The following is a 20,133-nucleotide window of genomic DNA, read 5'->3' on the forward strand; positions in this document are numbered from 1 at the left end:
CGCCGCTCATCGGCGGCGGGTGCGTTTTGTGAAGCGGCGGGCCTCGTTTCGTTCTTCGAGGCGGCTCTGGGCGTTGCGCCGGCTTTCGAGTTGGGCGAGTTCGCGGGCTTGCTTCTGATAGGACTCGAAGCGGTCGTGGTCGAGTTCACCGTTCGCGATGGCGGCGGCGATGGCGCAGTCGGGCTCTCCGCCGTGGGCGCAGTCCCGGAAGCCGCAGCCGGTCGCGAGTTCATCGATGTCCTGCCATCCGTCGGGAGTCGTCGATGCCGACCACAGGGCGAGTTCCCGCATGCCCGGCGTGTCGATGATGAGGCCCTGATCCGACACGAAGAGCTCGCGGTGTCTCGTGACGTGACGGCCTTTGTGCATCCCAGTTCGCAGGGGCCCGGTCGCTTGCTGTTCTGCTCCGAGGAGGGCGTTCACGAGGGTCGACTTTCCGACGCCGGAAGAGCCCACGAATGCGGCTGTCCGCCCAAAGCCGACGTGCTCCCATAAATCGGCCACCCGGATTCCTGCGACGGGAGAGACGGGCAAGATGTCGACCCCGCCTCCGAGGCCTCGGAGCTCTTCGACGAAGGGGGTCGCGTCGGGACAGAGGTCTATCTTCGAGAGCACGACGACCGGACGCGCCCCGCCGGCCCACGCGAGACTCAGGTAGCGCTCGATCCGGCGCGGGTTGAAGTCGGGGCCGGGCCAGGTGACGACGAAGAGAGTGTCGACGTTCGCCGCGATTACTTGCGCGGTGGTTCGCCGGCCGGCCGCCTGACGTACGAGCTCGCCGGACCGGCTCAGTCGACCTTCGAGCAGCGTGAGTCCGCCGGGTTCGTCGCGGATCGTGACCCAGTCACCAACTGCGGGAATGGTGAGAGGAGTGGACGCGTCGCGCAGTCGTCCACTCAGAATCGTGCGCCGAGACCGACCGTCGTGATCGATGACGGTGTACTCTCCCCGGTGCATCGCCGACACGCGCGCGGGCGCCACGCCGGACGCGCTCGCCGACGCGTACTCGTCGCGACGTTCCGGGGTCCAGCCGAGGGATTGGGGATCGAACACTGGACTCCGGTCGCGCGCGCGGCTTCTTTGGACGCGGTCCGCTATTCGGACTTGCAGCGGAGGCGCGTGGCGGCCTGCTTGACCTTGCAATCGCCTTCGTTGCCGCCGACCTGCGCGACGACGTCGACGCGGGTCGTTGCGCCGTGATTCAGGGTGATGGTGACGGGACCGGCGAGCGGGCCGAACCCGGTCTCGACCTCGGTCAGGTTTTTCCCTCGGATGTTGGGCCGCCAGACGTCGGGAAGGTTCTTCCAGCGCTTGATGTGCACTTTCACGCGGAAGCCCGACAGGTCGCTTTGCAGTACACGTCGGTTGCGCGGTGCTCGCACGCTTCGAGCGTCGTCGTGTGGTCGAAATCGCCGCCGTCCTGGACCTGGAGGGTGACCGTGTTCGTCCGCAGGTCGGCGACGAGTCCCTCGGTATCGTTGTCGTCGGTGATCCCGCGCAGGAAGAGCTGACCCGCAGTCCGGGGACCGGGTTGGAACGCCAGGTTCAAGCGGACTTTGCTGATGTCGAGCCCCTGGCGGTCCGCGCGGACATGTGTCGGCGAGAGCAGGAGCGCGCAGGCGATCAGGCACGCGGAGATCGTGGGCAACATCTTCATGGTCATCAATTCCTCCCACCCTCTAGATCAGTTGTGAGACCTCGAAAGTCAACGCGTTTCCTCGAGCGCAAGACCGAGCGTTCGTCGTGGGCTTCGATTGGCCGGGCGCACTCCGACGCGGTTTGCCCGGTGGGGGGCTCCCCGCGTGCCTCTGGCGGCCGTCGTGATCGTTGTTTTCCTCGGGCTGGACGGACATGGCCTGGCGCCGAAATCGGAATCGGGTGACGATGGATCCGACCGCCCGTCGGGATCAGCTCCTCCCGCGGGCGAAGGCCGGTTTCGTCGGGGGCTGCTTCGATGGTTGGTCTTGGTCCCCGGGGGGGGGCTGACTCGCATCGGCACGGGTACGCCCAGGAGGATGACCCGGGTGCGAGGTCGTGAGCGCTTGCGCCCGAGGCGTCCTTGGCCCAAACGAAGGCGACGAACTGTGCACGAACCGGAAAGGAACCGACATTGGGCGCACTGGAGAACCGGAAGCTGATCGAGGGCTGGTATCACGCGTTGGAGGAGGGGGACTTCGACACCCTCGCCGAAATGCACGCCGACGATGTCGTCTACAACCTCGTCGGTACGACCCCGGTCTCCGGTCGGTGGGTCGGGAAGGAGGAGTGCGTCAGTGGAATCATTCACGAGAAGCTCCTCCACTCGCTGGTCGCCGAAGAGGTTCAGTTCGGCAAGAAGTGGCGCATCATGTGCGCGGACGACGAGTGCGTCGTCGGGCTCATGCAGGGCGGCGGCCCGACGAAGTCCGGTGAACGGTACGACCAGACGTATTGTGAGATCTTCACGATTCGCGACGGCAAGATCGCCGAGCTTCATGCGTTCCTGGACACGGTGTTGGTCGAGCGATGCTTGAACGACAATCGGTTGACGAAGCCGGAGACGGGCCCGCAGCGTCCGTTCGAGTTCTAGGTTGCCCAATGAAGACAACGCCGCCGATTTCGCCGACAGCGACGCTCCCGGATCTCGGAGCGGAGCGGATTTCCGCCGAGCGCTTCACGTCGACCTCTTGGATGGAGCGTGAGTGGGCTCATCTCTGGCGTCGGGTCTGGAACATGGGCCCACGCGAGGCCGAACTGTGCGCGCCGGGCGACTTCGTCGTGCACGCGTTCGGAAGCGAGTCGCTCCTCTTCGTGCGTGGCCGGGATTCCACGATCCGCGGGTTCTACAACGTCTGCCAGCATCGAGGCAGCACGTTATGCACTGAGCAGGAAGCGGGGAGAGCGACCTCGTTCCGCTGCCCATTCCACAATTGGATCTACGATCTCGATGGCGCGTTGAAGCACGTTCCCGGCGCCGAGAACTTCCCTCTCCTGCGGCAGGGGACTACGCAGGGAGAGCTCTCCCTCAAGGAGTTTGCCGTCGACGCGTGGGGTGGCTGGGTCTTCTTTCACCTCGCGCCCGAGCCCGAGCCTCTGCGCAGCTTCCTGGGTGTCGTCCCCGAGCATCTCGATCCCTATCACCCGAGCGAGATGACGCTGTATGAGTACAAGAGCTTCGAGTGGCCGTGTAACTGGAAGGCCGCGTGCGATGCGTTCAATGAGACGTATCACTTTCGGGCGCTTCATCCGCAGATGAGCGACTGGGCGAACGAGGTCGCCCAGATCGAGCTGCTGGGGATCCACAGTCGAATGGTGAACCAATACGGCACGACGAGTCCCTCGCGCACGGGCGACACGGAGCTCGGGGCGGGCATGAAGAGCTACATGCGGACGATGGGCATGGAACCATCGACCTACGACGGGCGTCCCGTCGACGTGCGGTTGGAGATGCAGCGGCAGCTCCGTGCGTCTGAAGATGCGTCACCGTTCCCGGTGCGCGACCTGACCGATGAGCAGCTGTCCGACGTGTATCACTACACGTTGTTTCCGAACGTCTCGTTCAATCTGTTCCCGGCGGGAATCAACGGATTCCGATATCGGCCGCACGAATCGGACCCGCAGAAAATGTACTACGATCTTCTGCTCCTCGCGCATTTTCCCGCCGGCGAGGAGCCACCGTCCGCGGTGCATCGGACCTACCGGCTCGAGGAGCGCGTCCCGTATGGCGAGGCTATCGACGCTCCGGTTGCGCCGGAGGTCATCGAGGTCCTACAGCAGGACGCCGACAACATGGGTCGGGTGCAACGGGGACTCGCGTCCGAAGGTTTCGGAGGCCTCGTGGTCTGCGACCAGGAACTTCGCGTCCGCCATTTCCATCAGACCGTCGAGGCGTATCTGGAGAAAGAGCCCCTTTAGTAACGCCCGCCGAGTCTCGCGCCGCCGAGCTGAACGTCGGATGGGTACCATCCTGGAGGACCGTAAGGGTAGCCGTACCACGGGCTCGCGACGCTCACTCCTTCGTAGTACGGGCGATACGGCTCGGGTGCCTCGTAATCCGTGCTCTTGTAAAAGCATCCTGCCGTGCCGACGAGCAGCGCGGTCAGGGCAAGTAGGACGCGGGTGCGGGGCAGGATCGTCATCGGTCGCTCCTGGACTTGGTCTCGAGCGGGACGATGCCGATGGCCGCTCCTTGCGAGTCTGCGAGGATCGCGAGGTGTTTTCCGCGGATCAGAACTCGTCCCCCGAGCTTCTCTGCCTTCGTGAGCGTCTGCTCGACGTCTTCGACGCCGACGTAGGGCAGCCAATTCGGCTGGACGTTCTCCCAGGGGAGCTCGATCACGCTCGCGACCTCGGTGCCGTTCGCTTCGAAGAAGCCCTCGTCGATTTTGTCGTGGGCGAGCACCTCGCCGATCTCCCAACCGGCGACGTCACCGTAGAACTTGATCGAAACTTCATAGTCGCGCGCCCAGAGTTGCACCCAGTGGAAGTCACCGGCCTGCTCGGAGGCTGCGGCGGGATCCCCGTTCGGCGTGCGCATCAGGGCGAACGCTGCGCCCTCGAGATCTTCGACGATGGCGACGCGCCCGCGTTCGCCGACTCGCTTCGGCTGCCGCAGGACTCTGCCGCCGCCGCGCTCGGCCTGGCCCACCGCCCGGTCGACGTCCGCGACGGACATCGAGGCGAGCCAGATGTCGTCCGGCTTGGTGTCGTTCTCGGACTCGTGCTGGAGGATGCCGCCGATCGGCCGTCCACGATGGACGATCGTGTCGTAGCCCTGATCGCCGCCGTCGAGAGGCTCGAACGTCCAGCCGAACAACGGACCGTAGAACTTCTTCGCCTCGTCCGGGTTGTCGACGAGCAGATCGAACCAAACGAATTCGCCGACGCGGTGCTTCTCCGTGGCGGGAGAGGCGAGGGCGGGAAGGCCGGTGGGCCGTTGCGCCGCGCAGCCTGCCGCTGCAATCAGCGCGCATGCCGCGACGCCCCAGAGGCGTCGATCACGAACAAACCGAGAGATCATCCGGGGCTTGTTAGCACGCAGGCATCACCGCGCACCGAATGGTGCGGCGGTACCGGCGGGGTCTCTCTGTCTTCTCCAGCGAACAAGAAGTCGACGATCAGGGCCTCGACGTCCCCTTCGCCCAGGGCGCGAGTCGAGAGACAAACTGGTTCCCGGTGCCGCTCGTTGTCGTGGAACGCGAAGACGACAGAATATAGGTCATCCCGGCCACGAAGGTCTCGGCCGCGTGAACCTGAAACCGGCGTTCGACCAACACGCGGTCCACCATCTGGGAGAGAACGAACGTGGAACCACCCGTAGGAACAGAACTGGTGCCGCCGTCTCCAGTCGCACAGGCAAAGGTTCCTGTGCCTACGGAGCCGTCCGAGCGGGCTCCGATGGGGTCGCAGTGTGTCCGACACGCCCCATAGAACGGAGAGGCTGCTCTACGAAACGCCCTCGCGCGTGTTCTAGGCCCGTGCTCGCAGACGAGCGGAGTCTCGGAGAAGTCGTTCGGTCGAGCAGCTAGGCGGCGGCGCTGGGCCGGCCCGAGACGCGCTGGTGCCACGCGCGGAGGTTCGCGTGCTCCTCCTCGGGGTGCATTGCGTTCAAGTAGCCGGCGAAGTCGTACGTGCAGAGCGCTACGATGTCGGCGATGGAGTACTTGTCACCCGCGATGAACTCGCGTGTCGCCAATTGCTCATTGAGAAACGCGAAGTATCGCTTCACGACCTCTCGGTTCTGATCGGCGACCTCTGGGATCTGGTTCTTGATGATCGTGGCGGTGAGGGGGGAGCCGTGCACCCACACCATGCCCACCGGCATCATGAAGTTGAGCTCGATCCGCCGGAGCCACATCTCGGTTCGCGCCTGATCGCGCGGGGCGGCTCCGAAGAGCGGCTTGTCCGGGTGGAGCGCCTCGAAGTAGCGGCAGATGGCGATGGACTCCGCGATGTGAGAGCCGTCGTCCAGCTCGAGTACGGGCAGACCGCCCATGATGTTCACGCGTTCGATGAACTCCGGCTGACGGTTTTCCCGCTTGGTGATGTCAACCTTCTCGCAGGGCACCTCGATGCCCTTCTCGGCGAGATAGATGTGGACCCTCCGCGGGTTCGGCGCGTCCGGGTAGGTATAGAGCTTCATTCCACCGGAGCCCTCCCACGGCCTGCCCGGGAGAGCAAGCGATGGGGAGGTCGAGCGTTTGGCTGCACGGGAGGTGCGCGCAGAACTCGAGGCCCGCGGGGTCGGAGTCAGGCAGGATTCGGCACTCTCGGTGGAAACGCTATAGCGCCTAGCCGGTGTCGCCGAGGCGACTGCCGAGCCAGTCCAACACCCGCTCTTCCGCCCAGTATCGGACGCGGCCCGGGTGCGATCCCTCGACCCAGCCGACGTGGCCACCGCCTTGTGTGACTTCGACCTGAACGGACTCCGAGACGGCTTCCCTGAGCTCGTCGAGCACGCGGGCCGGCAGGAACGGATCGTTACGAGCGCTCACACACAGCGTCGGTGTGCGGATCCGCCCGACGAAGTGGATGGAGCTACACCGCTCATAGTAGTCGTCGGCCCCGTCGAACCCGTGCAGAGGCGCGGTTGCTACGTGGTCGAACGGGTGGAAGTCGACCGCGCGCTTGGCCGCGTCGAGGTCCATCCGTTCGCGGACTTCGGGATAGCGATCGGCGACGAGGAGCATCTTCTCGCGCAACGTTGGAAGGAACCAGCGCAGGTAGTAGCGGCCGAGCGCCGTCTCCATATGGCGCGAGGCGGCGCCCAGATCGTACGGCACCGACATCGTGGCCACCGCCGAGAGATATCTCTGGTTGGGGTTCTCGCCGAGCCACTTCAACAGGATGTTTCCACCGACTGAGACCGCAGCTCCGATCAGGGGTGCGTCGGGCTCACGCGCGGCGAGCCGGCGGATGACGACGTCGGGATCGGCGGTGTCGCCGGAGTGGTAGAGGCGCGGGCGCCGATTTGGAATCCAGGTCCACGTGTCGCCGGGGTCTCGCGCGCAGCTGCGAAGGTTGAGGACCGACACCCGCCAGCCTCGCGACTTCGCGAGGAAGGCCATGTTCTGGATGTAGACCGAGTAGGAGCTTCCCTCGAGGCCGTGCATCAAGAGCAGGCGAGGGGAGCCGCTCTTACCCTCGACGTGGTCGACGAGGACTTCGTCTCCGTCGGGTGTCTCGACGCTCTCGCGCTCGAAGTCGACCAGGCGCCGTGACCGGCCTACCTGCCCCCAGATGGTCTGGGCGTGCGGGCCGGGCAGCCACCACGCCGGAGCGAAGGATGCCGCGTCGCGCACCGGCGTCTTAGGAGCGGAACCCGGCGCGCAAGTACTCGCGTCGGAGAGCTGCGATGTTCTCGATCGAGATGGCCTTCGGGCAGGCGGCCTCGCACTCTCCGTGGTTGGAGCAGTCGCCGAATCCCTCGGCGTCCATCTGCTCGACCATCGCGAGTGCACGCTGCGAGCGCTCGGGCTGACCCTGCGGCAAGAGCGCCATCTGGCGGATCTTCGCACCGACGAACAGCGAAGCCGAAGCGTTCGGGCACGAGGCGACGCACGCTCCACAGCCGATGCAGGCCGCGGAGTCCATCGCATCTTCGGCGGTGTCCTTGCCGATCGCCAACATGTTGGCCTCGGGGGCCGAGCCTGCGTTCACCGAGACGAAGCCGCCGCGCCCGATCACGCGGTCGAATGCGGCACGGTCGACGATCAGGTCCTTGATGACGGGGAACGCGTTGGCCCGGAAGGGCTCCACGACGATGGTCTCGCCATCCTTGAACTCGCGCATACGCAGGCCGCAGGTGGTGAGGTGCGTCACGGGGCCGTGGGGCTTGCCGTCGATGCAGACCCCGCACGCGCCACAGATGCCCTCGCGGCAGTCGCTCTCGAACGCGACGGGTTCGTCGCCTTGTTTCACGAGGCCCTCGTTCAGCTGATCGAGCATCTCGAGGAACGACGCGTCCGGGTCGATGTCGGCGATCTGGTATTCGACGAGCCGCCCTTGGCTCGCGGCATCGGCCTGACGCCAGATCGACAGCTTGTACGAGCGAGTGTTCTTGGCGTCCGTCATTTGTAGTTCCGCACGGCCAGATGGACGTTCTCGAACTCGAGCTTCTCGCGGTGGAGGCGCGGCTTCGAGAGGTCGCCGGTGTGTTCCCACGCGGAGACGTGAGAGAAGTTTTCGTCGTCGCGAACCGCCTCGCCTTCTTCCGACCTGTGATCCAGTCGGAGGTGACAGCCGCAGCTTTCGTTGCGGTGCCAGGCGTCGATCGCGATCAACTCGCCGAGTTCGAAGTAGTCGGCCACGCGGCCGGCGTACTCGAGGTGTTGGTTCAGCTCTTCGCCGGAACCGGCGACGTGCACGTTCTGCCAGAACTCGTCCCGCAGCTCGCGAATCTTGTTCGCGGTGTCCGCGAGACCCTCGCTCGTACGTGACATTCCGCAGTTGTCCCAGAGCAGGCGGCCGAGTTCCCAGTGGAACTCACGCGGGGTCTTCTTGCCGCGAGCCGCCAGGAGCCGATCTATGTTGCCGCGAACGGTCGCCTCGGCCTCGTTGAAGGCCGGGTCGTCGGTGCTGGCCTCGCCCGGGGTCGTTTGCGCGAGGTAGTTGCCGAGCGTGTACGGGATTACGAAGTAGCCGTCGGCGAGGCCCTGCATGAGTGCACTCGCGCCGAGTCGGTTCGCGCCGTGATCCGAGAAGTTCGCTTCACCGATCACGTGCAGCCCGGGGATCGTTGACTGGAGGTTGTAGTCGACCCAGAGGCCGCCCATCGTGTAGTGCGGCGCGGGGTAGATCCGCATCGGCCGCTCGTACGGGCTCTCGGAGGTGATCTCTTCGTACATGTCGAAGAGGTTGCCGTACTTCTGCTTCACGTTGTCGTGACCGAGGCGCTCGATCGCTTCGGAGAAGTCGAGGTAGACGGCGAGGCCGGTTGCGCCGACGCCGAAGCCTTCGTCGCACGCCTGCTTGGCGGCGCGGGAGGCGACGTCGCGTGGGACGAGGTTGCCGAAGGCCGGGTAGCGGCGCTCCAGGAAGTAGTCGCGCTCGTCCTCGGGGATCTCGGCGGCGGGCCGCGCGTCGCCCTTCTTCTTGGGAACCCAGATGCGGCCGTCGTTTCGCAGGCTCTCACTCATGAGAGTGAGCTTGGACTGCGACGGCCCCGAGAGCGGGATGCAGGTCGGATGGATCTGCATGAAGCAGGGATTCGCGAAGTACGCGCCACGCTTGTGACAGCGCCAGGCGGCGGTGGCGTTCGAGTTCACTGCGTTGGTCGACAGAAAGTAGGCCGTCGAGTACCCGCCAGTCGCGAGGACCACGGCGTCGGCGGCGTAGCGCTCGAGCTTTCCGGTCACGAGGTTCCGAACCAGGATACCCTTGGCGTGCCCGTCGATCACGACGAGGTCGAGCATTTCGCGGCGCGGGAACATCTTCACGCGACCGGCGTCGACCTGCCGCATGAGCGAGCCGTACGCGCCGAGAAGAAGCTGCTGGCCCGTCTGTCCGCGGGCATAGAACGTTCGCGAGACCTGGGCACCACCGAAGGAGCGGTTGGCCAGATGTCCGCCGTACTCGCGGGCGAACGGCACACCCTGCGCGACGCACTGATCGATGATGTTCACCGAGCACTGTGCGAGGCGGTAGACGTTGGCTTCGCGGGCGCGGAAGTCGCCTCCCTTCACCGTGTCATAAAACAGACTCCAGATGCTGTCGCCGTCGTTCGGGTAGTTCTTGGCGGCGTTGATACCGCCCTGCGCGGCGACGCTGTGGGCGCGGCGCGGGCTGTCCTGGATGCAGAAGTTCTGAACGTTGTAGCCGAGCTGTGCGAGTGTCGCGGCGGCTGCGCCGCCGGCGAGACCCGTGCCGACTACGATGACGTTGTACTTCCGCTTGTTTGCGGGGTTCACCAGCTTCATGTCGAAGCGATGGCGATCCCACGCGGTCTGGATCGGGCCGTCCGGTGCCCCGGAATCCAGCGAGCCGTCTACGATCTCGAGATCCATCAGGAGGTCACCGTCGCAAAGAGAAGAAGATAGATCGGCATCACGAGGAAGCCGACGGCCATGACCACGGCGAAGACCGCACCCGCCGAATAGGCGAGGGGGCGGAGCCGCGGATCGAGCAGCCCGACAGACTGGAATGCGCTCCAGAAGCCGTGGCGCAGATGAGAGCCGAGAAGGACCATCACGGCGACATAGCCGCCGACCCAAAGGGGGTTCTTGAAGGTCTCGGCGACGAGGCGGTACAGGTCGCGTACCTCTTTGCCGTCGATTGTCGTGGTGTAGTCGAGCCCGCCGAAGATCCCGAAGCGGAACTGCGCCACGTGCAGGACCACGAATGCGAGCAGAACGCTGCCAGTGACGATCATGGTGCGGGAGTAAACGGTCTGCTTACTCGGGGCGCCCTTGCTCGCCACGACGCTGTTCTGGATCGAACGCGCCTTCTTCTTGTCACGCCACACCTGGATCGCCGAGATGGCATGCAGCAAGAACAGCGCTGCCAGGCCGAACTCGGCAACGACCAGAAGGCCCCCCAGCTGATGGAGGGTCTCGGTGTAACCATTGAACGCCTCGCTCCCTACGAAGAGGTTCAAGTTCCCCAGCAAGTGGGTGACGATGAACCCCATGAGAGCCAAGCCTGTCAGGCCGGTCAGGAGCTTCTTTCCGACCGACGACCAGATGTGGAATCGCGGCGTACTCATGAGAGTACCTTTCTTTTAGCGTCCCGTATCATCATTGCAATTCATCCGACCCGTCGTTTTCGCCCGTAAACGGGTCTGATCCTGTGCATTAGCCTGGTTTTTGGCCAGATCGCGAACCCTAGGGATAACTCCTGGGTCTTCGCTTGGCCGCTCCCCGGTGGGGCGGGTAGGGCGGGGGATTCCATTCAAGCGCGCGCGATCTGAGCGCGACGCGATCATCAAGGAGAAAGATCCCGTACTTCGTTTAAAAACTCTGGTTCTGGGGCTGGCGGTAGTCGGCGCGAGGACCAGGTCGATTCCGGCCAGAAGACGCTGAAGGCCGGCCAGGACACGCTCGATGCGACCAAGGGCCTCAAAGGCAACTGAGTTCGAGGATCCGAGTGCGCACTCCGCGGTCTTCGAGCTGGGGGTGCGCACTTCGCTCTGGTCGGCTGGAGCACGCCGCCTCCGCATTCGGTAGGACGGACCCATGACCTACCGCGATCTCACCGTCGACGTCGACGACCGAGTGGCTCTTCTCACGCTGAACCGCCCCGAGAACCGAAACGCGTTCTCGGGCGCGATGGGCGAATCCCTCGGGCGCGCATACACCGCGTGTGACGAGGACGACGCCGTTCGCGTGATCGTTCTCACCGGCGCCGGCGACGCGTTTTGCGCAGGCGCGGACTTCTCCGAAACCGGCGGCGAGACGTTCGGCAAGCAGGACGACACGTCGTTCAGCTCGTCTCCGGTCGAGCCGCCCGCGTTTAAGATTCGCAAGCCGGTGATCGCTGCGGTGAACGGCCACGCGGTGGGGATCGGCCTGAGCCTTCCCATGCAATGCGACATCCGTATCTTCGCACGGGAAGGCAAGTACGGATTCCTCCATACGCGCCGAGGCGTACTGCCGGACGCGTATGCGCATTTTACCGTTCCATTGGCGGTCGGGTTCGCGCGCACCGCAGAGCTCTTTTTGACCGGACGTCGCTTCCAGGGCGACGAAGCCGCCGCACTCGGTCTCGCGACGCGCGTGTTGCCGTCAGCGGAAGTTCTTCCGGCCGCACTCGAGACGGCGCATGACATCGCGACGAACGTCGCCCCGCTCTCCGCCGCCGTGTGCAAGCGCCTCCTGTGGGAGTCGCGCTCGATGGGCCCCGATCAGGTCGAGAGCATGGAGACCGCGTTGCACCAGGTGGTGATGGGGAAGCCCGACGCGATGGAGGGCATCATGGCGTTTCTCGAGAAGCGCGATCCGAACTGGGCGCTGTCGGTGCCCCGCGACTTCCCGAACCCGTGGCCGAAGCCGAAAGGGTAGGCGGCTACTCCGTGTAGTCCGCGGAGCCGTCGAGCGTGCGCGGTGTGCGGCCGAGTTCTTCGAGGATGTCTCGTGTCCGAACGACGCGGCCGTTGATCGCCCCGGGCTTGCCCGTGCACATCGCGAGCGCCGCCTCGACGGTGACCTCGAGTGGTTCGACCAGCGTAGGGTCGTCGGGGAGGAGGCCGAGCGCCTCGCTGCCCGGGGTCCGCACGGCGGCGACGGGTGCGAGGGAATTCACCGAGATCCCTTCGCCGGCGACTTCGGCGCCGAGTCCGGTACTGAATCGATCGAGGGCCGCCTTCGTCATGCCGTATAGGGTTCCGCCGCCGTTGCGGGTGAAGTCGTCGTAGTCCGGGCCGACGGGGTGATGGGCCGTATTCGCCGAGATGTTGAGGATCCAACCCTTCTTTCGCTCCCGCATGCCGGGGAGGACCCCCTGGGCGAGGTCGAACGGTGCGCGCACGTTGATCTCGAACGCGATGCGGTACCGCTTCTCGGAGTAGCGCTCGAACGGCATGTAATAGGCAGCTGAGGCGTTGTTCACCAGTATGTCTACGCGCCCGAGTCGACCGAGCGCGTCTTCGATGATTCGCCGTCGGGTGAGCGCGTCGGCCAGATCGCCGGGAAGGGCGACCGCACGGCCGCCGAGGTCGCGGATGTCGAGCGCCGTCTGGCGAAGCGTGCCGGGCAGGTGCGGGTGGGCGTCCATGCTCCGGGCAACGATGCCGACCTCGGCGCCTTCGGCGGCCAGTCGTCGCGCGATGGCGGCGCCGATCCCTCGACTGGCACCCGTCACGAGGGCGACCATACCGTCTGCTGATTTCGTCTTCGGCATCCGTTCGTCTCTCAGCGGTCCCCCTTTATCAACGAACCGGCTCCCTCATCCAGTCCGGCCGTCGGCCGATCGTTCTCCGTAGAACGGCGTTCCCTCGATGTTTGCAAACGCGAGACCCAAAACGTATCCAAGGCGGCTGCGGGCCGGTCCGGCACGAGAGAGGAGCGCCTTGCTCCTGTGAGGCGAAACCGGCTGTCCGCACTCAACAAATAGGTCGCGATCCGAGGTACTCGCATGTCCGGGGAACCGCTCCGCATAGCTCTGCTCACCTACCGGGGAAATCCACGCTCCGGGGGTCAGGGGATCTACGTCCGCTTGTTGAGCCGCGAACTCGTCCGTCTGGGCCACCAGGTCGACGTCTGGAGTGGTCAGCCCTACCCCGAACTCCTCGAGGGGGTCGGCCTGGTGAAGGTTCCGAGCCTCGATCTCTGGAACGAGAAGGCTTTCTTCCGGTTCCCGACGATGAAGGAGCTGAAGGATCCGATCAACTTATCGGAGTACGCGCACACGGTGACCGGAGGCTTCCCGGAGCCGTTCACGTTTGCCCAGCGCGTCGCCCGCACGCTCACCCAGATGAACGGCAGCGGGCCCAAGTACGATGTGCTTCACGACAACCAGACCCTCGGCCCGGCCCTTCTCGGACTGCAGACCCAGACCCCTCTCGTCGCGACGATCCACCATCCGATCACACGCGATCGCCGCTTCGCACTGCAATCGGCCAAGGGCATTCGCACCCGTTACGGGCTCTTGCGCTGGTACACGTTCGTTCCCAAGCAGCTCCGCGTGTCCCGCGAACTGGACCGGGTCATGACGGTCTCCGAGGCCTCGAAGGTCGATCTTCAGGAAGAGTTCGGCATCACCGGAGACCGGATCAAGGTCGTCGGCATCGGCATCGACACGGACGTCTTCTACCCGCGTCGCGAGATCCAGCGTGAGGACGAGCTCCTGGTCTGCACGCTCTCGGCGGACTCCCCGATCAAGGGCTTCGTCTACCTGCTCGACGCGCTTTCGATCCTGCGCAAGACCCGCCCGAACCTGAAGCTCCGCGCCGTGGGCGCGCCGGGCCGCAAGACGATCACGCAGAAGCATCTCGACCGCCTGAGCCTCCAGGATGCAGTCGAATTCACCGGCAAGGTCGAAGCGCACGAGATCGCCGAACTCTACGGCCGCGCGACGGTTGCCGTTGTCCCGTCGCTGTACGAAGGCTTCGGACTCCCGGCGGGCGAGGCGATGGCGTGCGAGGTTCCGGTCGTCGCGACGACGGGGGGCGCCCTGCCTGAAGTCGTCGGACGCGATCGGAAGGCGGGAATCCTTGTCGAGCCGGGTTCCGGAGAGGCTCTGGCGGGTGCGATCAGTGAGTTGCTCGACGCGCCGGATCGTCGTCGCGAGATGGGCCTTGCCGGTCGCCAGCGGGTCGAAGAGTTGTTCACGTGGCGTCGCGCCGCCGAGCGTCGCGTCGAGATCTATCGCGAGGCCATCGCGGAACGAAAGAGCCTCGGATGCTGACGGTCGAGTTCGAACGGCTCGGCCTCGTGCCGGGATCTCGCGTGCTCGACGTCGGCTGCGGTGGCGGACGACATCTTCGCGAGACGCGTCGTCATGCGGGCATCACCGCGATCGGCGTCGACCTCGGAACGCAGGAAGTCGTCGATGCACAGAAGGCTCTGCGGGAGATGGACGAGCTCGCGCCCGAGTTGGGCGGCACCGTCGAAGGCGCCGGCCCCTGGTTGTCGATGCAGGGAAGCGGGTACCAGCTTCCGTTCCGCGACGATTCGTTCGACTGCGTGATCATCTCTGAGGTGCTCGAGCATCTCCACAACGACGAAGACGCACTTCGCGAGGTCTCGCGCGTGCTGAAGCCGGGCGGCGTGCTTGCCGCTTCCGTTCCCCGCGAGGGGCCGGAGGCCGTGTGCTGGACGCTTTCCGATGAGTACCCCAACTCCCCGGGTGGGCACGTTCGAATCTATCGCGGCGACAAGCTGCCCAAGATGATCGAGCGTGGCGGGTACGAAATCGTGGGCACGCACTACGCTCACGCCCTGCATTCCCCCTATTGGTGGCTCAAGTGCCTGTTCGGCCTCGACAACGAACAGGTATGGCCGGTCAAAATCTATCACCAGTTCCTGGTCTGGGATCTCATGCAGCGTCCGTGGCTCACACAAGCCCTGGACTCGATGCTGAACCCCCTGATCGGCAAGAGCGTCGTCTTCTACGCTGTCAAAGGAAACGCATGATGAGCAACAACCGGCGGCCCCTTTCCACCGAGCATTTCGAGGCCACCGGCCAGTGGATTGCGGATCGTCAAGAAGCCGGCGGGGTTCTCCCGTGGGTTCCCGGCGGCAAGTTCGACCCCTGGGATCACGTTCATGCAGCGATGGGCCTGACTCTCGTCCAGAAGTACGAAGAGGCGCGTGTGGCGTTCCGCTATCTCGCCGAGATTCAGGAGGCGAACGGTGCGTGGGTTGCCGAGTGGAATGGCGATAAGATCGTCGACGGCACGTTCCAGTCGAACCACGCCGCGTACCTCGCGGCGGGTCTCTGGCACTACCACCTGGCTACGAACGATACGGACTTCCTCGCGGAGATGTGGACCACGATGCGCGGCGGCATCGATTTCGTCGCCGATCTGCAGGGCCCCTGCGGCGCGATGGCGTGGGCCGTGAATCCCGTGGGCAAGCCCTGGAGCGACCCGCTCGTCACCGGCAGTGCTTCGATCCATGGCAGCCTCGTCTGTGCGATCCGCATCGCGGAGCGTCTCGATCACGACGCGACTGCGTGGCGGCTTTGTCGCGAACGCCTCGCGAACGTTCTCCTGAGAAACAGCGAGCGCTTCGAAGATGTCGACTTCCCCAACGGCGGACCGGGTCGTCATTCGATGGACTGGTACTACCCGGTGCTCGGTGGTGCGGTCCGTGGCGCGGCCGCGCAGGTCCGACTGCAGGATCAGGATCAGATTGACTCGTTCCTCGAGGAGGGCGTCGGTTGTCGCTGTGTGATCGAGAACCCCTGGTACACCGTGGCGGAGACGTGTGAGCTCGTACTGGCGCTCGATGCCGTCGGTCTGACGACGCGCGCGGAGGAGGTTCTCTCGTGGGTGCAGCCTTTGCGCACCGAGGAGGGTGGCTACTGGACGGGAGTCACGCACCCCGACCGCATCTACTATCCGGAAGGCGAGCAGACGCCGTGGACGGCAGCGACCGTTCTGATGGCGGCCGACGCACTCGCAGACGAAACGGCGACCGCGAGCTTCTTCCGCGACCTCGCCGGCGATGATCTTCGTGATGTCGACGCGGCTCTGGGTGAAGGCGAAGACGTCGAAGAGAACGAGATCGCGGCTTCCGGGGTCGAAGCGAATCCGTAGGCCTCGCTCGAGGCAGGCAGGCTCGGGGCCCCGCCGGAGTTCTGGCGGGGTCGCCCCACCTCCGCCCTTCTGCGAGGTGTGAGGCTCAGCGCCGGCGCAGTGCGCCGAGCGTCTTTGTCGTCGGCAGCTCGTTGAAGAGCTGGGATGCGACGGCTTGCCGGTAAATCGTGATCGGTGCCTGGCCACCGTCGTCGGGGTTGGGGAACAGGTCGTGGATCGCGAGGATGCCGCCGTGGGCGACCTTGCCGGCCCAGCGCTCGTAATCGATCTGGGCGGCCTCGAAGCTGTGGCCGCCGTCGATGAACACCATGCCGAGAGGCACGCTGACCAGGCTCGCCGCGGCCGCGCTGCTCGAGACGAGAAGCATGGCGGTATCTTCGAGGCCGGCCTCGCGGATGGTTCGCCGGATGACGCGCAGGCTGTCCATCGCGCCCTGTTCGGGATCGAAGAGGTCCGAGTCGTGATACGCCTCGCCGGGCTGTTGCTCTTCGTTACCGCGGTGATGGTCCACGCAGACGAGTTTGCCGCCTCCGGCACGTGCGCCGGCGCCCACGTATACCGACGACTTTCCGCAGTAGCTGCCGATTTCGACGATGGGGCCGAGCGCCGCGCTTTCACGCGCGAGGTCGTGCAGGCGTAGACCTTCCTCTTCGTCGAGGAAGCCTTTGCAGGCGCGGGCAACCTCGAGGGCGCGCGGGTCCATGCGATCTTCGGCAGACATCAACGGATCCAAGCTGTCGCTGTGGCTCGAAGCAACTTGGTTCTACATGTCGCGCGTGGGCGCGAACATCGAGCGGAGCCAACCCACGAAGGTGTTGTCGGTGAGGAAGCGCCGTTCCATCTCGTCTTCGAATTGGTCGTACGGCTTCTCGCTCTCGAACATCTGCATTCGGGTGATGAACTTCCCGTCCGGGTCGAGATCCCGAATCGGCCGGGCCGGGTTGCCGGCGACTACCGTGTTGGGCGGAACGTCGGACGTCACGATCGCGCCCGCACCGACCACGCTGTTCTTTCCGATCGTCACGCCTTTGCAGATCGTGGCTCCGTCGGCGATCCAGACGTTCTCCTCGAGCTTCACGGGTGCGGTTGGCCCCGGAGGGAAGATGCGATCGTAGAAGTCGTGCCAGTCGCAGTCGGTGATGAACACGCGCTCGGCTATGAGCGCGCCGTCGCCAATCTCGATGGAGCACGCACTCTTGATCCGAACTCCGGGCGACAAGGCGACGTAGTTCCCGATCTCGATCTTGCCCTGAGTCTCCATCCATACGACGAGGCTGATCGGCGATTCGTTGGTCGCCATCGCATGGAGGTGGTTTCCGGCGGTGATGTTGCGACCGAGGAGTTCGATCTTCCGCGGGTTCCGGAAGACGGGTTGCTCTCCGAGCGCGTCGAACTGGGGGTGGAGCACGCGACGACAGTAGTTTTCGTTCACGCGGTCCATCCACTGTTTCAGCCAGTAGGGTCGCTGATCACTGCGCATCGGAAGGCTCCGGAAGTTGGTTGAGGTGTTCTTGAAGGAGGGCTGTGAGTCCCTCCCGTTGATTCTCTCGGGCGTCGCGCTCCAGGCGCCGGAGGCGGAGCCAGCCCACGCCCCAACCGTCGAACGTGGGGTCCGAGGCGATGGAATCGCCGAGGCGTGAGACGAAGGCGAGCCATTCGGGATTTGCCTTCTCGTGGAGCGCGCGGCGCGAGTCGAGCACGTTCGCATATTCGGTGGCGATCCAGACGAGCGCTTCTCCGTGTGGGTGCGTGCTCGTCGTCTCCTGCAGCTTCGCGATGCGCCGTCGTGTTTCGATCGACGCGGCGTTCGCCGCCGGCAGGTCGCCCTGGTCGACCTTGGCCTCTCCCTCGAGGGCGAGGCCGATCACTTGGAGCATCGGGGAGCGACGGCTTGCGAGCGTTCGCGCGGCGGCGAGCGCCTCCGTCGGCCGATTCTGCAGAAGCAGGAACTCAGGCCACGTCGAATGCCAACTCTGCAGCATAGGGTCGGGGATCGGAGTTTCGAACGCCTCGCGCAGCGACGCCTCGGCGTCGGCGTTGCGGCCGGTGTGTAGGTAAGCGAGTCCGAGGAGCGTTAGGTTGTGGACGCGGTGCCAGTCGTGGCTGGTCGGGAGCCCCTCGCGCTTCGCGAACTGTTCTTCGATCCGGCTCGCGGCTTCGAGTTCGGCGACGGCTTCGGTCCAGCGGCCGATCCGGGGCAACGTGTGCGCGTACATGTGGCGGGCATGTGGGACCTGCGGGTTCGCCTCGGCATAGATCTTCGCGTGGCGGACCGCATCGGCGGATTTCTCGATGTTCTCGTAGGTGTGGGCCATGTAGTGGTGGGCAGCGAAGTGGTTCGGCGCCGCGCGCAGCGCGCCCTCGTAGAAGGGAAGGGAGGTCTCGTCTCCGCCCTGTCCGCGTCCCCACGGACCTTCGCTGGCGTTGCCGCGCAGTAGCCAAGCCTCTGCGTCGCTTTCGTCTGCGGCGACCAGCGCATCGAGCGCGGTCTGATAGGCTGCTGACGCCGACTCTTTGCGCCCGGCGTCCGCGGCGAGAGCTTTGCGCTTGAGCTCGTACGCCGCGACGTACTGCTGCTCGCGCGGGTTCGTCAACGGCAGTAGGCCCTGCGCCTTCGTGAGTTCGGCGTCGGCGGCGCCGTCGTCTTTCAGCCCTTCGTAGGCTCGTGCCAGCCCGACGTGCGCCATGGCGAGCTTCGGGTCGAGCCGGAGAGCTTCGTGGAACGACCGCGCGGCTTCGATCCACCGGTACGAGTGCAGGTGCGAGAGGCCCTGGTCGTAGAAGGCCTGCGCGTCTTCGGATTCCGTCGAAACCTTCTGGTGAACCGGGCCGATACCGGTCTGCAGCGTCGTGGGCTTGGTGACGACTGCCGTGTCGACTTTCGCGGTGAAGGGGCCACCGTGGGCCGCGGCCGTAGCGGCTCCGGCGAGCACGAGGCACGCGATCGCACCTCGGAGGGCAGGGGGGCGAGGCATCCCCACCTTCTAGTGTACCGCCGGGGATATCGCATCAACGGATTTTCGTTGATCGGCGTTCGTCGCGCGGAACGACGACGCAGGAATATCGGCAATCTTCCGAGGAGGCGGGGCGCCGCGATGGACGCAGAAGGCCGGTAATGCATTGATGCGATATCACCTACGGTGCACTGGCCGCCGTGTTGCGCGACGTGGTCTTCTCGTTCGACCGGGTAGCCGGCGCTTCGCACGAGGCCCGCGAGGTCGGGGATCGCGGTGGTCGACGTCTGGGTGAACAAGTACGCGATCGCCGCGAGGGGAAAGCGGGCGGCGGCGCGGGCGGCCCTTATAATCGCACTCTTCGGTCGCACCTCGTCCGCAACGACCAGGCGTCCGCCCGGCCGAAGGACCCGACTCGCAGCGCGCAGAACGTAGAGCCGCTCGTCGGCGCTCGTCTCCGAGAGCGCGAGGGAGGACGCCACGGCGTCTACGTCCTGGTACATCGCGTCCACCCCGCCCAGGGACAACAACCGGATTCCCATGTCGTACCGACGCGGCGCGGACTCGAGGATGCGCATGTAGACGTAGGTGCTCCCTCACTTCTTTCCCGGCGGCGCCAATACGCGGCTCTCGGTCCTGTCGTGGACGAGCTTCCTCCGGGACGCAGCCGCGGTGCTCCCCGGAGCGATGAGCTCCTGTAGGAACAACCCGTCGATGCCGCCCAGAACGATGCCGGCCATCGCATCGGGCGAGCCCTTGCGGAACTCTCCGGCGCGCTGTCCTTCCCGAAGGATCTCTGCGATCGCATCGCGCGCGGAGAAGTAGTGGTACCGGCTGCTCTTCCCCATGCCCGCTGCCTTGGCGACTCGGGCCAGATTGGTGCCGCGCATGCCGTGCTTAACGAAGGTGGCAACGGCCGCCGACAGGATCTCCCGGCGCTTCTCTTTCACATCGACGACCCTGGGCATTTATTTTCGACGCCCTGGTCGACGAAAAAATATGTGA

Annotated in this window: 21 protein-coding genes; 6 read left to right on the forward strand and 15 right to left on the reverse strand. The window is 65.3% G+C overall.

What is annotated here, in order from left to right; genetic code table 11:
- Window positions 1-6 precede the first annotated feature (6 nt).
- Genes rsgA through P8R42_09605 form a run of 3 tightly spaced genes read right to left on the reverse strand, consistent with a single transcriptional unit; the run spans window position 7 to window position 1,657 of the window.
- The gene (gene rsgA / locus P8R42_09595) at window positions 7-1,053 is read right to left on the reverse strand and encodes a ribosome small subunit-dependent GTPase A (protein MDG2304895.1); all 1,047 of its coding nucleotides are present in this window, start codon (window positions 1,051-1,053) and stop codon (window positions 7-9) included.
- A gap of 41 nt (window positions 1,054-1,094) precedes the next feature.
- Complete coding sequence (locus P8R42_09600; protein ID MDG2304896.1) at window positions 1,095-1,328, reverse strand: hypothetical protein; 234 nt, start codon at window positions 1,326-1,328, stop codon at window positions 1,095-1,097.
- Window positions 1,325-1,657, reverse strand: coding sequence for a hypothetical protein (locus tag P8R42_09605; GenBank protein ID MDG2304897.1), 333 nt, complete (start codon window positions 1,655-1,657; stop codon window positions 1,325-1,327). The genes P8R42_09600 and P8R42_09605 overlap by 4 nt, the downstream gene beginning before the upstream one ends.
- A 453-nt stretch (window positions 1,658-2,110) precedes the next feature.
- Between P8R42_09605 and P8R42_09610 the strand changes: the two genes are divergently transcribed.
- Entirely contained in the window at window positions 2,111-2,569 is a 459-nt protein-coding gene (locus P8R42_09610) for a nuclear transport factor 2 family protein (protein MDG2304898.1), read from the forward strand.
- A gap of 8 nt (window positions 2,570-2,577) precedes the next feature.
- Window positions 2,578-3,894, forward strand: coding sequence for an aromatic ring-hydroxylating dioxygenase subunit alpha (locus tag P8R42_09615; protein MDG2304899.1), 1,317 nt, complete (start codon window positions 2,578-2,580; stop codon window positions 3,892-3,894).
- Here the strand turns inward: P8R42_09615 and P8R42_09620 are convergent.
- From P8R42_09620 to P8R42_09650, 7 genes are all read right to left on the reverse strand, one after another.
- On the reverse strand, window positions 3,891-4,118 hold the full coding sequence (locus tag P8R42_09620) for a hypothetical protein (GenBank protein ID MDG2304900.1): 228 nt from the start codon (window positions 4,116-4,118) through the stop codon (window positions 3,891-3,893). The two genes, P8R42_09615 and P8R42_09620, sit on opposite strands and share 4 nt — an antisense overlap.
- Window positions 4,115-4,999 carry a VOC family protein gene (locus P8R42_09625; protein ID MDG2304901.1) on the reverse strand — a complete coding sequence of 295 codons (885 nt, stop codon included), beginning with the start codon at window positions 4,997-4,999 and terminating at the stop codon, window positions 4,115-4,117. The genes P8R42_09620 and P8R42_09625 overlap by 4 nt, the downstream gene beginning before the upstream one ends.
- Before the next feature lie 504 nt (window positions 5,000-5,503).
- Window positions 5,504-6,121 (reverse strand): glutathione S-transferase family protein, encoded by a 618-nt coding sequence (locus P8R42_09630; GenBank protein ID MDG2304902.1) that lies wholly within the window; start codon window positions 6,119-6,121, stop codon window positions 5,504-5,506.
- A 148-nt stretch (window positions 6,122-6,269) separates the two neighbouring features.
- Window positions 6,270-7,280, reverse strand: a complete 1,011-nt coding sequence (locus P8R42_09635; GenBank protein ID MDG2304903.1) for an alpha/beta fold hydrolase — start codon at window positions 7,278-7,280, stop codon at window positions 6,270-6,272.
- Window positions 7,281-7,287: 7 nt separating this feature from the next.
- A complete protein-coding gene (locus tag P8R42_09640; protein MDG2304904.1) occupies window positions 7,288-8,052 on the reverse strand; it encodes a succinate dehydrogenase/fumarate reductase iron-sulfur subunit in 765 nt (254 codons plus the stop codon).
- On the reverse strand, window positions 8,049-9,983 hold the full coding sequence (locus P8R42_09645) for a fumarate reductase/succinate dehydrogenase flavoprotein subunit (protein ID MDG2304905.1): 1,935 nt from the start codon (window positions 9,981-9,983) through the stop codon (window positions 8,049-8,051). The genes P8R42_09640 and P8R42_09645 overlap by 4 nt, the downstream gene beginning before the upstream one ends.
- Window positions 9,983-10,681, reverse strand: a complete 699-nt coding sequence (locus tag P8R42_09650; protein MDG2304906.1) for a succinate dehydrogenase cytochrome b subunit — start codon at window positions 10,679-10,681, stop codon at window positions 9,983-9,985. Before P8R42_09650 ends, P8R42_09645 begins: the two co-directional genes overlap by 1 nt.
- Before the next feature lie 469 nt (window positions 10,682-11,150).
- On the opposite strand from P8R42_09650, the gene P8R42_09655 reads away from it, so the two are divergent.
- Complete coding sequence (locus tag P8R42_09655; protein ID MDG2304907.1) at window positions 11,151-11,975, forward strand: enoyl-CoA hydratase-related protein; 825 nt, start codon at window positions 11,151-11,153, stop codon at window positions 11,973-11,975.
- Between the two features lie 4 nt (window positions 11,976-11,979).
- On the opposite strand, the gene P8R42_09660 is transcribed toward P8R42_09655, so the two are convergent.
- Window positions 11,980-12,813: an SDR family NAD(P)-dependent oxidoreductase gene (locus tag P8R42_09660; GenBank protein MDG2304908.1), complete on the reverse strand. Its 834-nt coding sequence runs from the start codon at window positions 12,811-12,813 to the stop codon at window positions 11,980-11,982.
- A 234-nt stretch (window positions 12,814-13,047) separates the two neighbouring features.
- On the opposite strand from P8R42_09660, the gene P8R42_09665 reads away from it, so the two are divergent.
- The 3 genes from P8R42_09665 to P8R42_09675 are packed head-to-tail and all read left to right on the forward strand — an operon-like array spanning window position 13,048 to window position 16,174.
- Entirely contained in the window at window positions 13,048-14,319 is a 1,272-nt protein-coding gene (locus tag P8R42_09665; GenBank protein ID MDG2304909.1) for a glycosyltransferase family 4 protein, read from the forward strand.
- Complete coding sequence (locus P8R42_09670) at window positions 14,313-15,047, forward strand: class I SAM-dependent methyltransferase (GenBank protein MDG2304910.1); 735 nt, start codon at window positions 14,313-14,315, stop codon at window positions 15,045-15,047. Before P8R42_09665 ends, P8R42_09670 begins: the two co-directional genes overlap by 7 nt.
- Window positions 15,047-16,174 (forward strand): prenyltransferase, encoded by a 1,128-nt coding sequence (locus P8R42_09675; protein ID MDG2304911.1) that lies wholly within the window; start codon window positions 15,047-15,049, stop codon window positions 16,172-16,174. The genes P8R42_09670 and P8R42_09675 overlap by 1 nt, the downstream gene beginning before the upstream one ends.
- A gap of 85 nt (window positions 16,175-16,259) precedes the next feature.
- Here P8R42_09675 and P8R42_09680 read toward each other — a convergent pair whose 3' ends face one another.
- The 4 genes from P8R42_09680 to P8R42_09695 all read right to left on the reverse strand — a co-directional run bounded on the left by P8R42_09680 (window position 16,260) and on the right by P8R42_09695 (window position 20,096).
- Window positions 16,260-16,895 (reverse strand): class I SAM-dependent methyltransferase, encoded by a 636-nt coding sequence (locus P8R42_09680; GenBank protein MDG2304912.1) that lies wholly within the window; start codon window positions 16,893-16,895, stop codon window positions 16,260-16,262.
- A 42-nt stretch (window positions 16,896-16,937) separates the two neighbouring features.
- On the reverse strand, window positions 16,938-17,654 hold the full coding sequence (locus tag P8R42_09685; protein ID MDG2304913.1) for an acyltransferase: 717 nt from the start codon (window positions 17,652-17,654) through the stop codon (window positions 16,938-16,940).
- Window positions 17,644-19,149, reverse strand: a complete 1,506-nt coding sequence (locus P8R42_09690) for a hypothetical protein (protein ID MDG2304914.1) — start codon at window positions 19,147-19,149, stop codon at window positions 17,644-17,646. Before P8R42_09690 ends, P8R42_09685 begins: the two co-directional genes overlap by 11 nt.
- 575 nt (window positions 19,150-19,724) lie before the next feature.
- Complete coding sequence (locus tag P8R42_09695; GenBank protein MDG2304915.1) at window positions 19,725-20,096, reverse strand: TetR/AcrR family transcriptional regulator; 372 nt, start codon at window positions 20,094-20,096, stop codon at window positions 19,725-19,727.
- Window positions 20,097-20,133: the final 37 nt, after the last annotated feature.

This window comes from Candidatus Binatia bacterium, from assembly GCA_029243485.1.
Taxonomy (GTDB): domain Bacteria; phylum Desulfobacterota; class Binatia; order UBA12015; family UBA12015; genus VGTG01.

Bases quoted from the DNA above. Each gene is read 5' to 3' on its own strand.
- P8R42_09670 (MDG2304910.1), top strand. From the start codon at position 14,313: ATGCTGACGGTCGAGTTCGAACGGCTCGGCCTCGTGCCGGGATCTCGC.
- P8R42_09605 (MDG2304897.1), bottom strand. From the start codon at position 1,657: ATGAAGATGTTGCCCACGATCTCCGCGTGCCTGATCGCCTGCGCGCTC.
- P8R42_09690 (MDG2304914.1), bottom strand. From the start codon at position 19,149: ATGCCTCGCCCCCCTGCCCTCCGAGGTGCGATCGCGTGCCTCGTGCTC.
- P8R42_09620 (MDG2304900.1), bottom strand. From the start codon at position 4,118: ATGACGATCCTGCCCCGCACCCGCGTCCTACTTGCCCTGACCGCGCTG.
- P8R42_09650 (MDG2304906.1), bottom strand. From the start codon at position 10,681: ATGAGTACGCCGCGATTCCACATCTGGTCGTCGGTCGGAAAGAAGCTC.
- P8R42_09675 (MDG2304911.1), top strand. From the start codon at position 15,047: ATGAGCAACAACCGGCGGCCCCTTTCCACCGAGCATTTCGAGGCCACC.
- P8R42_09680 (MDG2304912.1), bottom strand. From the start codon at position 16,895: ATGTCTGCCGAAGATCGCATGGACCCGCGCGCCCTCGAGGTTGCCCGC.
- P8R42_09630 (MDG2304902.1), bottom strand. From the start codon at position 6,121: ATGAAGCTCTATACCTACCCGGACGCGCCGAACCCGCGGAGGGTCCAC.
- P8R42_09685 (MDG2304913.1), bottom strand. From the start codon at position 17,654: ATGCGCAGTGATCAGCGACCCTACTGGCTGAAACAGTGGATGGACCGC.
- P8R42_09640 (MDG2304904.1), bottom strand. From the start codon at position 8,052: ATGACGGACGCCAAGAACACTCGCTCGTACAAGCTGTCGATCTGGCGT.
- P8R42_09625 (MDG2304901.1), bottom strand. From the start codon at position 4,999: ATGATCTCTCGGTTTGTTCGTGATCGACGCCTCTGGGGCGTCGCGGCA.
- P8R42_09645 (MDG2304905.1), bottom strand. From the start codon at position 9,983: ATGGATCTCGAGATCGTAGACGGCTCGCTGGATTCCGGGGCACCGGAC.
- P8R42_09615 (MDG2304899.1), top strand. From the start codon at position 2,578: ATGAAGACAACGCCGCCGATTTCGCCGACAGCGACGCTCCCGGATCTC.
- P8R42_09665 (MDG2304909.1), top strand. From the start codon at position 13,048: ATGTCCGGGGAACCGCTCCGCATAGCTCTGCTCACCTACCGGGGAAAT.
- P8R42_09655 (MDG2304907.1), top strand. From the start codon at position 11,151: ATGACCTACCGCGATCTCACCGTCGACGTCGACGACCGAGTGGCTCTT.
- P8R42_09660 (MDG2304908.1), bottom strand. From the start codon at position 12,813: ATGCCGAAGACGAAATCAGCAGACGGTATGGTCGCCCTCGTGACGGGT.
- P8R42_09695 (MDG2304915.1), bottom strand. From the start codon at position 20,096: ATGCCCAGGGTCGTCGATGTGAAAGAGAAGCGCCGGGAGATCCTGTCG.